The sequence below is a fragment of the Chryseobacterium sp. OSA05B genome (assembly GCF_019970065.1).
GTDB lineage: Bacteria > Bacteroidota > Bacteroidia > Flavobacteriales > Weeksellaceae > Chryseobacterium.
In genome coordinates, this window is sequence record NZ_JAHXYH010000001.1 from 257461 (window position 1) to 270807 (window position 13347).

At 35.7% G+C, this 13347-nt stretch carries 16 protein-coding genes; 2 read left to right on the forward strand and 14 right to left on the reverse strand.

Annotated elements, in window-relative coordinates; genetic code table 11:
- Positions 1-12 precede the first annotated feature (12 nt).
- Positions 13-762, forward strand: a complete 750-nt coding sequence (locus tag LC419_RS01115) for a hypothetical protein (RefSeq protein ID WP_223605612.1) — start codon at positions 13-15, stop codon at positions 760-762.
- Between the two features lie 135 nt (positions 763-897).
- Here the strand turns inward: LC419_RS01115 and LC419_RS01120 are convergent, their stop codons facing one another.
- The 4 genes from LC419_RS01120 to lpdA all read right to left on the reverse strand — a co-directional run bounded on the left by LC419_RS01120 (position 898) and on the right by lpdA (position 6034).
- On the reverse strand, positions 898-1698 hold the full coding sequence (locus tag LC419_RS01120) for a patatin-like phospholipase family protein (RefSeq protein WP_223605613.1): 801 nt from the start codon (positions 1696-1698) through the stop codon (positions 898-900).
- Positions 1699-1982: 284 nt separating this feature from the next.
- Complete coding sequence (locus LC419_RS01125) at positions 1983-3923, reverse strand: prolyl oligopeptidase family serine peptidase (RefSeq protein WP_223605614.1); 1941 nt, start codon at positions 3921-3923, stop codon at positions 1983-1985.
- A 78-nt stretch (positions 3924-4001) separates the two neighbouring features.
- Positions 4002-4616: a PH domain-containing protein gene (locus LC419_RS01130; RefSeq protein ID WP_223605615.1), complete on the reverse strand. Its 615-nt coding sequence runs from the start codon at positions 4614-4616 to the stop codon at positions 4002-4004.
- Positions 4617-4645: 29 nt separating this feature from the next.
- On the reverse strand, positions 4646-6034 hold the full coding sequence (gene lpdA / locus LC419_RS01135; protein WP_223605616.1) for a dihydrolipoyl dehydrogenase: 1389 nt from the start codon (positions 6032-6034) through the stop codon (positions 4646-4648).
- 279 nt (positions 6035-6313) lie between these two features.
- Here lpdA and LC419_RS01140 point away from each other — a divergent pair, with 279 nt between their 5' ends.
- Positions 6314-7198 (forward strand): hypothetical protein, encoded by an 885-nt coding sequence (locus LC419_RS01140; protein ID WP_223605617.1) that lies wholly within the window; start codon positions 6314-6316, stop codon positions 7196-7198.
- Positions 7199-7320: 122 nt separating this feature from the next.
- On the opposite strand, the gene LC419_RS01145 is transcribed toward LC419_RS01140, so the two are convergent.
- The 10 genes from LC419_RS01145 to LC419_RS01185 all read right to left on the reverse strand — a co-directional run bounded on the left by LC419_RS01145 (position 7321) and on the right by LC419_RS01185 (position 13343).
- The gene (locus LC419_RS01145; protein ID WP_223605618.1) at positions 7321-7755 is read right to left on the reverse strand and encodes a hypothetical protein; all 435 of its coding nucleotides are present in this window, start codon (positions 7753-7755) and stop codon (positions 7321-7323) included.
- On the reverse strand, positions 7755-8678 hold the full coding sequence (locus LC419_RS01150) for an RHS repeat-associated core domain-containing protein (protein ID WP_223605619.1): 924 nt from the start codon (positions 8676-8678) through the stop codon (positions 7755-7757). Before LC419_RS01150 ends, LC419_RS01145 begins: the two co-directional genes overlap by 1 nt.
- Before the next feature lie 136 nt (positions 8679-8814).
- On the reverse strand, positions 8815-9174 hold the full coding sequence (locus LC419_RS01155; protein WP_223605620.1) for a hypothetical protein: 360 nt from the start codon (positions 9172-9174) through the stop codon (positions 8815-8817).
- Between the two features lie 4 nt (positions 9175-9178).
- A complete protein-coding gene (locus tag LC419_RS24190; RefSeq protein WP_368734492.1) occupies positions 9179-10159 on the reverse strand; it encodes an RHS repeat-associated core domain-containing protein in 981 nt (326 codons plus the stop codon).
- 126 nt (positions 10160-10285) lie between these two features.
- Positions 10286-10654, reverse strand: coding sequence for a hypothetical protein (locus tag LC419_RS01165; protein ID WP_223605621.1), 369 nt, complete (start codon positions 10652-10654; stop codon positions 10286-10288).
- Positions 10651-11082, reverse strand: a complete 432-nt coding sequence (locus LC419_RS01170) for a hypothetical protein (RefSeq protein ID WP_223605622.1) — start codon at positions 11080-11082, stop codon at positions 10651-10653. Before LC419_RS01170 ends, LC419_RS01165 begins: the two co-directional genes overlap by 4 nt.
- Entirely contained in the window at positions 11054-11389 is a 336-nt protein-coding gene (locus LC419_RS24195) for a hypothetical protein (protein ID WP_306666568.1), read from the reverse strand. Before LC419_RS24195 ends, LC419_RS01170 begins: the two co-directional genes overlap by 29 nt.
- Positions 11390-11480: 91 nt before the next feature.
- Positions 11481-11660, reverse strand: a complete 180-nt coding sequence (locus LC419_RS24200) for a hypothetical protein (RefSeq protein ID WP_306666569.1) — start codon at positions 11658-11660, stop codon at positions 11481-11483.
- Positions 11661-11808: 148 nt separating this feature from the next.
- Positions 11809-12693 (reverse strand): hypothetical protein, encoded by an 885-nt coding sequence (locus LC419_RS01180; RefSeq protein ID WP_223605623.1) that lies wholly within the window; start codon positions 12691-12693, stop codon positions 11809-11811.
- 2 nt (positions 12694-12695) lie between these two features.
- Entirely contained in the window at positions 12696-13343 is a 648-nt protein-coding gene (locus tag LC419_RS01185) for a hypothetical protein (protein ID WP_223605624.1), read from the reverse strand.
- Positions 13344-13347 lie beyond the last annotated feature (4 nt).

Sequence of the window (13347 nt, forward strand, 5' to 3'; positions counted from 1 at the left end):
GTTTATTAAACTATGTTCGGAGTCCATATTCAGGAATATCATTCTATCTATTTAGCGGTTGCTGTTGTTTTGTTCATCCTGTTTCTTTCCTATCAGTGGTGGAGAAAGGAGAAACGGATAAAAATTGTACCCAAAATCATTATCATTTCAGCCGTAGGCTTTATCTTTTATAAGCTGGTATTTTTTACCACAACGATGGTATTATTTCTTGGATCTACAGCCAAAGACAACTTCTCTGAAGATATCAGGGAAGCACAGATTATAGATTTTAAAATTCAAAAAAGCAGTGCTTCCAAAGGAACACTTGCTTATCCGATTGTTCAGTATCAGGATCATACTGGGCTTCAACGGAAAATGATGGTCGATACCGGCTTTGGCAGTTCTGATGCTCCAAAACTCAATGAAACAGTAAAAATAGTTGTAAACGAAAAAGCGAATCAGGTCAGACTTGTCACTGACTTGAAGTTGATGACAGGTATCGGCACTTTGATTGTTATTTTCTTTGGTCTGATTATCCTGGCCGGAATTACTGAATATGCGCTGACTTCAAACCTTGAAAAAGTCCAGAGTGGTGTGGTATTCGGGAGTTTTTATGTGTTAATTCCTCTTCTTATCACGGGAGCAGCTTATTTCTTTGGAAAATCTGCCTGGGATCATTTCATCAAGGATCACTTTTCACGAAGATTCTGGATTCACAGCTGCATTACCGTAGGCTGCTTACTGTTTATGGTGGGCTATATTAATATATTACGGAAAAAGTAGAGTATTTTAGATGGTAAGAAACAAGATGCCAGACTTCAGATATCAGATGGTGAATCTATTAATTAAGCCAACAGCAACTAGCAACTATACCCAACTCTCAAACCAAAAAACTCTCCGACTCTCAAACCTGCAACCTCAACTTCCGGATTGGCGTAATTCTGTACGAAAACGGCTCGTTTCATAACTTTCCTCGGCCGCCTGATAACCTACATTGAAAATCTCTTCCAAACGGTCCTTTCTGCGCTCAAAAGTTCCGTAGCTGGACAGTTTCTGAGAAGAAATAAACCAGTCACAATAATCGAATTTCCCTTTTTCTATTCTGTAGGAAAGAAGATCATAGGAACGGGAAACAATAGCTTTGATTGATTTTAAGTCGTTGATATCAATGTTATGGGGTGGAGAAACAAAAACACCGATCAGCTTATCACATTCTTCTCTGATAATATCTGCCGGAAAGTTGTTCAGCACGCCTCCGTCACAGTACATTTCATCACCGATGATGTAGGGCGTCGTCACTCCGGGAATAGAGCATGATGCGATAATGGCATCCACCACTTTGAAATTTTCGTCAAATATTTTCTGGGTTCCGGAAACCAGTTCCGTGGCTACAATTTTCACTTCTTTATTCAGATCACCCAATTTCATATCATGGAAAATAGGCTTGAGATAATTTCTAAAAATAACAGATGAAACCAGCCCCGGCTGATTAAACGTAAAATGTTTCCAGTTGAAGAAGTAAACCGAATTGAAGAACTCTAAAATCTCGTCCGGTGTTTTCCCGACAGCATACAGACATCCTACAATAGATCCTGCACTGCAGCAGGACAGCACATCTACATCAATTTTCTTTTCGTTCAAGAATTTCAACACTCCTGCATGAGCAATCCCTTTGGTACCGCCTCCAGACAAAACCAGTCCTGTTCTCTCAAAATTCATAGAATAAATGTAAGGAATCGGGGTGAGAAAACGAGGTTAAATTTTAGAAATCTCATATTTTAGAACTATTCTAACAGATAACTCCCGTTAAACTCTGTTTAAAATCAATATCGGAGCTGGAAGCTGGAAGAAGGAGGATGGAAGTTGCTGTTACACGCTCATTTTAAACCTTTCTATAAAATTCAATAAAACAATCTTAAAAAATTGACAAAACTCAATTCAAGTTATGTTTTAGACGTTCAATAACTTCCCTCTTCCCTCTTCACACTTCTTACCCAATTGATTTACTTCAACAGATATTCCTGCATAAAACGGATCACCGCAAGTCGCTGGAAATCTACATTTTCTTTTTTTCTGAATCCGTGGCCTTCATTTTTAGCTTCAAGATACCATACCGTTTTACCCTGGGCTTTTAGCTTGTCTCTCATCTGAACAGCCTCCGTCACCGGAACTCTAGGATCATTGGTTCCCTGAATGATAAACATCGGTTTCTTGATCTTGTCAATATTGTTCAAAGGAGCAATTTTAGTAAAGAATTCAGCCATTTTAGGGATTCTTTCATCACCGTACTCTACCCTTCTCAGATCTCTTCTGTATTCTTCCGTGTTTTTAAGGAAGGTATTAAAATCGGAGATTCCTACAATATCTACAGAACATCTGATTTTATCGGCATATTCGTAAGCGGTAGCCAGGGTCATAAAACCACCGTAGCTTCCACCCATGATCATAATTCTGTCTTTGTCCAGTTCGGGCTGTTTCGCGATCCAGTCGAGAAGGCTTCCGATATCTTTTACGGAATTCATTCTCAGATCCCAGTTATCCGCTGCAATGAAGGTTTTCCCGAAGCCTGAAGATCCTCTTACATTAGGATAAATCATGGCAATGCCCATTTCATTAGTGAAATAGTTTGAAGAACCTATGGATGACGCCATCGACTGTCCTTCCGGCCCCCCGTGGATGTTAATGATCACAGGCCTCTTCCCTGTAAATTTTGATGCCGCAGGATAGTAGAACCCGGAGATTTTCATATTGTCAAAACTCTTCCATCCGATCAGCTTCGGAACAGACATATCTGCAGGCTGCATTTCACCCTGCTCGCTTTCTGTCCATCTTTCAATATTCTGGCTGGCCATATCCATTTTATATACATCCGAACCGGAATTAGCCGCAGATCTTGAGAAATAAAGCGATTTTCCGTCATTCGAAAACTTCACACCACCAATTAATCCAGCCGGAATCTGGCTCACCGGTGCATATTTTTTGGTTGCCGTATCAAGAATATACAATTTATTGATTCCGCTTTCATTCGTTACAAAGGCCATTTTTGACTGATCTTCAGATAAATCATAATCCTCAACGTTCCAAGGGATGGATGACGTCAGATATTCGGTCTTTTTCGTTTTTAAATTTAAAACAGCCAGTCTGCTGAATTCATTATTCCGGTCTGTCACATAGAAAATTTCATCCGGATTTTTACTGAAAGATGCGCCGCCCTGCGCTACTCCTTTTTCTTTTCGGTCGGTAACAGGCTCCAGCTTTTTGGTTTCCAGATCATAGATATACAGGTAAGAGTCGTTGGCAGAAACATATTCTCCGATCAAAAGCTTTTTACCGTCTTCAGACAGATCGGAGATTCCCCAGCCGCCGCCTTTTAATTCAAGAACAAGCTGTGTGTCTTCAGGCTTTAAAGGGTTCATATAATAAATATCCCTGTCGCCACCATTTCTTTTCGTAGATGAGAAGTAGAATCCTGAACCGTCTTTTTTCCACTTCATCCCGCCGTTCTGGGATCTTCCGCCATCGGTAAGCAGTTTGGACTCCAGGGTTTTAAGATCAAGCTTAAAAAGTTGTCCAAATTCATTTCCTCCCGTATCTTTCGTATAGATCAGATACTCCCCTTTTACAGGCTCGTAGGATGCTGTATTCACCGGTTCATCAAAGAATGTGATCTGTTTTCTGTCTCCCATCGGTACCGTGATTTTATGAAGCTGATTGGTAGACGCAAAACGGGTCACGGCAATAATTTCTTTTCCGTTAGGATGAACGCTTGCAATCCCTGCATTTCTGCTTTCGGAATATTTTTTAATCGCCTGATTCAGATTTTTAGGAATCGGCAGAATATTCTCGGCAATAAGGTTTTCGTTGGGACTTATAAATTCATTTTTCGTCTGTGCAGACAGGAGTCCGGCCAATGACAGAGCAAGAATGATATAGTTGTTCTTCATTTTTTTAATTTTCCCTGAATTTACAAAAAAACCACAGACAAAATGCCTGTGGTCGGTATATTAAGATATAAGATCTTCTTAATTATTGATATATTTTTCAAAGATGGCCGAGAAATCTTTCTGATTGTATTTCTCATAGCTGCTCTTAGACCAGTTGAAAACATATTCATTCACATATTGCAATTCCTGGCTTTTGGATACATTTTCCTGCTTTCCGGCAGCGACTGTTGTAATCGCTTTCTGAAGGCTGTCTACAGAGAACCCTAAAATCGACTGATTGTGGTGTACTTCCTGCTGAATCGCCAAAAGAGCTTTGTAAAGATCTTTTAACTGATCGATCTGACCTTTGCTTACACTGATCATCAAGGGAACATTTCCGGTATGGAATGAAATTTCCACATCAAGATCAATGGTTCCTGCAGTCTGCAGCGCTATATTTGAAAAAGGAAACTGATAATATTCGTATCTCCTTAAAATCCTCTTTTTGTCCAGAGCACTGGCTCCGTCGATATGAATTAATGCTCTGTTGGTAAAGCAGTATTCATCTCTTTTAGATTTGATTAAGAAAAAGATCCTTTCATTATCTTCCGATAAAATATAATCGTCCGAGTCTACTTTGTCATAATCCTGAGACGGGATAATTTTTCCGATATCACCAAGACCTAATGCTTCTGCGGCAAGTTTTTTAAACATCTTTGAATACGTTATTAGTTATGTATGAATTAGATGTGGATCACTTCACCGTAAGCTGCTGCTGCTGCTTCCATAATCGCTTCAGAAACCGTTGGGTGCGGGTGGATCGATTTAATGATCTCATGACCTGTAGTTTCCAGTTTTCTGGCAACCACTGCTTCTGCCACCATATCTGTAACGCCTTCTCCGATCATATGGCATCCTAACCATTCACCGTATTTAGCATCAAAAATAACTTTGATAAAACCGTCTGTATTTCCGTTAGCAGTAGCTTTACCACTTGCAGAAAGAGGGAATTTACCTACTTTGATTTCGTATCCTTTTTCTTTAGCCTGCTTTTCTGTAAGACCTACAGAAGCTACTTCAGGGTGACAGTATGTACATCCAGGGATATTGCCATAGTCGATTTTCTCAACGTGCATTCCTTTGATTTTTTCTACACAAGTGATTCCTTCAGCAGAAGCAACGTGTGCCAACGCCTGAGTAGGAATGATATCACCGATTGCGTAGTAACCCGGCACTGAAGTTTCGTACCATTCGTTCACTAAAACTCTTCCTTTATCTGTCTGGATTCCCACTTCTTCCAATCCGATATTTTCGATATTGGCAGCGATACCTACAGCAGAAAGTAAAATATCAGCTTCAAGGGTAATGGTTCCGTTCGCTGTTTTTACAGTAGCTTTTACGCCTTCACCGCTGGTGTCAACACTTTCTACTGATGCATTGGTCATGATCTCGATTCCTGTCTTTTTAAGAGATTTTTCCAAGTGCTTAGAAATTTCTTCATCTTCTACAGGAACGATGTTTGGCATAAATTCTACAACGGTTACTTTAGTTCCCATTGTATTATAGAAATCAGCAAATTCTACCCCGATAGCTCCAGAACCTACAACAATCATAGATTTCGGCTGCTCAGGAAGAGATAATGCCTGTCTGTATCCGATTACTTTTTTACCATCCTGAGGAAGGTTTGGTAGTTCTCTTGAACGTGCTCCTGTTGCAATAATGATGTGTTGTGCTGCATATTCAGTCATTTTACCATCTTTATCTGTCACAGAAACTTTTTTACCTTTCTGAACTGTAGCTGTCCCAAGAATCACATCGATCTTGTTCTTCTTCATCAGGAATTCAATTCCTTTGCTCATTTTACTGGCTACGCCACGGCTTCTCTGAATCACGTTTGGAAATTCAAAACTGGCTTCCACTTTATTCAGACCATAGTCTTCAGCATGGTTGATATAATGAAAAACCTGCGCAGATTTCAGTAAAGCTTTCGTAGGAATACATCCCCAGTTCAGGCAGATACCTCCTAAGTTTTCTTTCTCGATAATTGCAGTTTTGAAACCTAATTGTGCTGCTCTGATCGCAGTAACATAACCTCCAGGACCGCTTCCGATGACAATGATATCGTAGTTCATTATTTTAAAAATTTTTATGCGAATTTAAGGAAAAATATTGGATGTTTTATGTTATGCCATTTCATATTTCACTGAATGCTAACTTCATTTTGACTGCTACCGGCCAACCTGATCTTCATGAATGTATTTTTTGGGATCCCATCTCAAGTTCTGAGTTTTTAATTTTAAACTTTGACACAAAATCACAACCAAGTGATTTAGATATTAAAAAAGAAAAATAATCATTTATAAATGAATACTTTATGATTATTTTCATATTTTTGCGAAAATTTAAACAAAATGAAAACTAAGAATTTTATTTCGATCCTACTTCTGTGGGGACTGTTCGTTAACGCTCAGGTTGGTATTAGAACGACCACTCCGAACAGTACTCTGGCAGTGGCAGGATCGCTGGGTGCTGATTATAAACAAATCACTACAACAACCTACAATATTACGGCCACAGATCATTATATCACCTATGATGGAGCGGCCAATGCTACATTTACCCTTCCTGTCATCGGAACGGGAACAGCAAGTTATACGGGAAGGATTTATAAAATCAAGAACATTTCTGCTTTCGGAATTACACTTCAGGCTTCAAGTGGTAATACCCTGAGAATTGACAATACACCGGTTACCTCTTTTGTAATTCCTACAGGCGCTTACGCTGAAGTGGTGAACAACAGCAATACAACGGGTGGAACATGGGATTTGTCCTTTACCGTTCTGCCAAAACCCAGTAACGTAGACATTTATGGGGTACAGCTTTCTATTCCTCCTCACGGGAATGGTAGTCCTGGAGTTAATGACTGGACTAACCACACGGTAACCTCTTATGATACGGGAACAGGATCAGATGCATGGTGGGTGATCAGCAAAGCCTCTACAACCTATGCTCACACGGCAGCCTATTCAAATACCAGCCGAATGACAATCGTTTATGAATACCAAGGCCCCGCGTTCAATGTGACCAATATGTATCCGATTTTAACAGCGGGAAACAATTCCAGTTTTCCTGATGTTTTTACCGCTTCGTTTGTCAGTCTTGCCAATGTTTCAGGCAAAACAAGACTTACAGTTTCAGTTGCCCGTATTGATTTCATAGGGACTAACGGAGGAAACAACAGTAACTGGACGGGGACTTTCCTTCTGAATTTGCTCCTGGCGAGAAAGTTGTATTAAGATTACTAAGATAAATATATCAGTTTAAATAAAACTCCACCGCAATTGCGGTGGGGTTTTATTATCTTCCACACCATACCATCGTGCAAGAGCAAGGGGGAAACATTATGTATTGTTTTTTTTTATAGAAAAGACTTTGCTTCATTTGTATAATCAATTTTATAATGATTTTTATCTTTTTCAATATATATAAATTTATATTTTGGTAACTGTTCTTTGTTTAATTTTATTTTATGCTTATTATCAATAATAATTTCTGCCTCTTTATTATTAAAAATTACACAAGAGTTTGTAAGCCCTAACATAGGCATGGTTTTACTTTTTTCATTCAGAACTATACTATCATCATTTTTAACGGTTATAAGATTATCAAATCCCGATGTAAAGGTTAAAAAAGATTTATTTTTATCACTTGCATTAAAATGCTTAATCATTACTCTTGAACGCACATTATCAACCACTTCCATTTCTTTACCATATTCTTCAGTTGTCTTTACAGCAGAACAGCTTATAAAAACAAACGAAAAGCAGATTATTATTCTATTAAAAGCTTTCATTATCTCGTTTTTGGTTGTTGTTTTTCTATTAGTTTTATGGACTCTGTCCTTTGTTCTGGAGTGATTTTTGTACCAGGACCTCCTTTACGCATTAAATCATCTGGAGGTGAGGCTAAAGTGACTTTACTGTCATGTTTCTGTCCAGCAGTATGAAGGTCTTCATGAGCCCCTGTTTTAGCTAGTTGTTTACTATCCCTTTTATCAAAGAGTAAATTACCACTTGCATCCATAGGCATTCCTTGGGTTGTGTAAACATTAATTTGGGTTCTATTGGTTTGTGTATTATTAGTAGTATCAGCCATTCCATTAGTTAAAGCTACATTATTATCAATAAATGCTTGGCTTTTTCCTTTAAAATCATCCACGTTATTAGTATCATAACCAATATTATAATCTCTTATAATAGTAGCTTTATTGCTTTCACTAAAAGTAATATTGACCTGATTACCATCAGAATCTTTCCCTCCAAAAGAAGAAACAATTTGTGCATTCCGCTCTTGATTTAATGTTGCCATTTGATCTTTAGAAAGAACTCCTACTGTATTATTTACAGGTTTATATGTAAGATGTAAGTTGACAGTCTTGTTTTCTAAGTTTCTACTTGCCTGCCATTCCAATCCTTCTAATTCTCTACCATCTATAACTCTATTTTCAGCAAAATTGTAATGCGATTGATAAGAATACTTTTCAGAAAGCGGATCAATATTAAAAAATCTTCCCACATCTGGCATATAATTTCTCCATTTAAAACTATAAAATCCAGTCTCTTGAAGTTCCTGTTCCTGAAACTTATAATTTTTATACGTATTCTGTCCAAAGAAAGCAATTCCTGTCTTCAGATGATTCATCCCAAAAGGATAATAATCATTGGCATCTGTGATTTCAAGAGCACCTGTGCTGTTTCTACCGAAACTTATTCTCACATTTACTAAATGATCTTTGTACTGATAAATATAGCAGTTTAAACGAAATAATAAAAAACCACTGCAATTTTACAGTGGTTTTGTTTTTATCTGGGACACAAGCGACACGTTCGCCAATGGGCATAATTTCAAGAGCTTATTTTATACAAATGTTTTGTTTTTTCTCTGCGGAGTAATAATAATTATATTTTATAATAGTTGAATCGTTTAAAATGTATTCATTAGGTGAATTAATACCTTGTTGTATTAAATCACTTACTGGAATTATTTTAAAAGATCTTGTCTTTCCTATTTCTATTTTTTTACACTTCTTAGTACTATTTTCTTTAAATACCTCAATAATATCATTATTATCCGCTATTAATATACGTACTTCTTCGTTTTCCTTGAAAGAGGTTATTTTTCTTTTTATATGAATTGGTTTTGAACTAACAATTACATTGCTTGTTTGGCAACTGCATATAATAGAGAAAAATAAAAATACTATATTTTTCATAAAATTATTTTTTTAATCTTTTATCATCCGAATAAACTTTATACAAAGGTAGTGTCTGAATTTTCCCGTTAATATCTTTTTTTCCGGCAAAACCTTCATAATATTTTTTTGTTGTTGTTCCAACCGTTTCAAATCTTGTTCTTGCTGATATAACTAAATTATCATACGGCATCATACCTCTTGTCTGATCATGGAATTTGTCAAATATTGGACTAGGATTTAATGCTGTTTTTATCAGAACATCTGTTTTTGTATTTAAAGACTCTTGTGTAATAAGTACATTTTCTACAACTTCATGAGTTATTCCTGTCCCTTTTTGAGTTCCTGTAAAGCTCTCGGCATTTCCTAATACTTCCGGATTTGTATATTGGAATCCTGTGCTGGTATTTGTTGCTGAATCATAATCTGCGCCGCCAAAAGAACCTCCTGGCATTAATCCTCCACTTGATGTTACATTGTTATTTTCAGCATAAACTTTTGAATCAATACTGGTATTCTTTATTCCATCATATAAAACCTTATCAGTTTCTGACAATTTATTATATCCACTTTTACTTAGCTTTGCAGTATCTAATTTACCATTCGAATCCTTTGTCATAGCAAGGCTACTATTTGCATTTAATTGCTCAAGAGCTTTATCTGCTAAATTTCCAAGAAGATGAATATCCTTATTCTCCATTCCATCTGGATCAATAAATCGTAAAGGATTATTAAAAGCATAGTTATAAGGACTGTGCCTTGTCATTTTCTCCGCCAGCGGATCCACCACTCCCCATCTTCCCAGATCCGCCATATAGAACCTCGCTCCATAATCATACATTCCAGTTTCTTGAAGTTCCTTGCCATTATACTTATAATTTTTATACGTATTCTGACCAAAGAAAGCAATTCCTGTCTTTAGGTGATTCATCCCAAAAGGATAATAATCATTGGCATCTGTGATTTCAAGAGCACCTGTGCTGTTTCTACCGAAACTTATTCTCACATTTCCCAAATGATCTTTGTACTGATAAATATGGCAGTTTAAACAAAATAATAAACAACCACTGCAATTTTACAGTGGTTTTGTTTTATCTGGGACAAAAGCGAGAAGCTTGCACCAATAGGACTTTCATTCTTTTTTCAATACAAGATTTTTGTATTTTATTATATTTGGTTCAAAATAAATCGGTTCTTTGACGTTAAATCTCAGCGAAATAAAATCAACTATACTATCCATGGGAAGTTTCTCTCTTTCATCAACACAATTAACTTTAATCTTTTTATTTGAAATGATTTTATAACTACCAATACATTTAACCCTTTTTGCTTCAACTTTTTTCTCTATAGTGATTGCATTGTTGTCAAGTATTTCTATTTTTAGAAATTGTTTGCTATCAACATATATATATTTACCTTTGAAGCTTTCAGGCGATATTCTGTTTTGTGATGTACAACTTACAAAAAGTACAGTCACTAATAGACTAATTATCTTTTTCATTTTGAAAATCTTTTTGGAATTGCAACATTTGAATCTTTCATAATAGAGTAATTTTGAGGAAGATTAGCCTTTGGATACATTTTTAGTAAAGCTTCTCTTGAAGTTGATAAGATAACCGGTGTGTTAGGATGATTGCTATATATCCCACTTCTCATATTTCCAATCCAACTAGTTGTTATTTCAGACATACTTTGAATTTGGTTGCTATCCCAAGCAGATACATTCGTTTTTATAAAATTATGATTATCGGGATCATATGCAAATTGTGCTTTATAAGCTCCTACTTCATCATGAAGATCACCAGCAGAATAACCACTACTATATAATACCAATGAACATGTTTCGAATTGATAACCATGAGTCATTTCATGCACAAACTCGCCTGTGCTACCATCAAAATTAAGATATATTTCCTGTATTTGAGTCATAATAAGTTTTACCATTTTCACCATTGGAGTTTTCTAATGCATATACATTATCACTTTGCTCAAATACACCCATATTGTCTAATGATCCTCCTAAACTCGAAATTCTTTCAGATAATCTATTCTCCTGTCGTACCAATTTTTTCGAGTTCCATCGCTCATCTTTAGCTTTTTGGGCTAGTCCTGATTTTGTAGTTTCTAATTCAGATTTTTTATCCTGTATATCTTTTTTATGCTTATCCCATTGTTCCTGACTGCCTGGAGCAATTTGCATTCCATCAGGATCAGTAAATCTGATTGGGTTATTCACAGTATAGTTATAAAGGTGAAAACCTACGATATTGTTTCGCCAGCGGATCCACAACACCCCATCTTCCTAAATCCGGCATATACATCCTCGCTCAATAATCATACATTCCTGTCTCCTGCAACTCCTTTCCGTTGTACTTATAACTGTAATACCCTCCAAAATTAGAACTACTTAGCATTCCTTCTTTATGATTGAGACCAAAAGGGTAATAATTGTTGGTATCTGTTACTTCAAGCTCCTGCGCTGTTTTTGGCAAAACTAACTCTGGCATTTCCCAGGTGGTCTGTATTAGTAAATATAACGGTTTTCCTCAAATAAAAAACCACTGCAATTTTACAGTGGTTTTGTTTTGTTTGGAACACGAGCGAGACGCTCGCACTAGCGGGGGCATTTCCGTTATAATTAAATTTAAAAATTGTTTACGGCAAATCTTTTGTAAATTTAGAAAGACAAGAGTCTTCCATATAATTTGAAAATAATTGTTCGATATACCAAATAGTTTTTTCAGAACATATATTTTTATCTTCTCCAAATAAAATTATTTCTTGAATTGATTTAATGAATGATTCATCTGAATCCATTTTCAAAAACTTAATATCATTTCCATTTAGGATAAAATAACTATTATTAGAAACACTAGAATTTATATTAACATAACTATAAATTCCTTCTTCCAATTTTTCTTTCTCATTAATACCAAAATATACACTTAACTTACCAACTGCAATGTTTTCAATTTTTTCAAGTTGCAAATTTCCTTCTTTTAAATCCTCTTTCTGCGAAATTTCAGTAATAATTTTACCCTTAATTTCATTTAAATAAAATGTACTTGGTATTCTTTTTTCTGGAAATTCACAATTTTTATTAAACAGATCTCTTGGATTTCTATTAAAACTGTAATGTGTTCTAATCAATCTCTTTACATAATCAACAATAATTTCTCTACAATATCTTTGTTCAAATAAATAAATCATTTGTGTTCTCATTGATTCTAAAAAATTATTGAAAGAATAAATATCTAAAAAAATAATTTTATTTCGTTCGTAAATAAATTTGAATTGAGGACTATGATTTCCTAAATAAAGATCATATATACCATTTCGTAACTTTTTTTCATCAACTTTTCTTTGATAAGTTCCATAAATAGTAAAACCTTTTTTTTGAGAATACGCATTTTGTGATATATAACCTTTTTGAAAAAGTATTTCTCTAATATTGTTTTCTAATTGAGAAAACGTGGTAATATTTTGAGATTTACAACAAGTAACTAAAAAGAGTAAGACAATAATAAAGTACTTATTCATAATTATTTATTTTTAATTTTATTATCTCTCAAATCTTTAAGAATCTGTTTTCCTATAACTGTTGGCGTTGTTTCGCTGTTATTTTTAGGTTCAACAATACCAGTTTCTTCTTGTTTCTTAATTAATTGGTGGTTTTTTTCATTTGCATGGGCAATCTCATGACCAAAAGTTGAAGTTGATATATCAAAAGCACTTAAATTTCCCTTCTTCACATTATCTGCTTCTTCAGAATATAAAAGTATGTCTGGATTTTTAAAGGCAGCTTCACTAGATCCCTCATATATCGTAATCTCAAAACCTACAAGTTTGCCATCTTTCTTAATTGGATGCGTTTCTCCCATTGAAAAAGGGTGGTTTTCTTTACTATATTTTACAGTAGTTGGTAACTTTGAAGTTACTAATTGATCAAATTGTGTGGCACCTGTATTACCTGAATTTTTCAAACCATCTCCATATGCTTTGTCTTTATCAGTAGCAAACTTTGTATACGCTCCTTTTCCATCGTTAGCTTTGGGGTCATAAACTAACTGCCCATTTTTGTTTCGCCAATCATCTGCTTGTCTTCCGTCTGGGTCGATGAACCTTACAGGATTATCAAACGCATAGTTATAAGGACTATGACGAGTCATCTTCTCCGCCAACGGATCCACAACA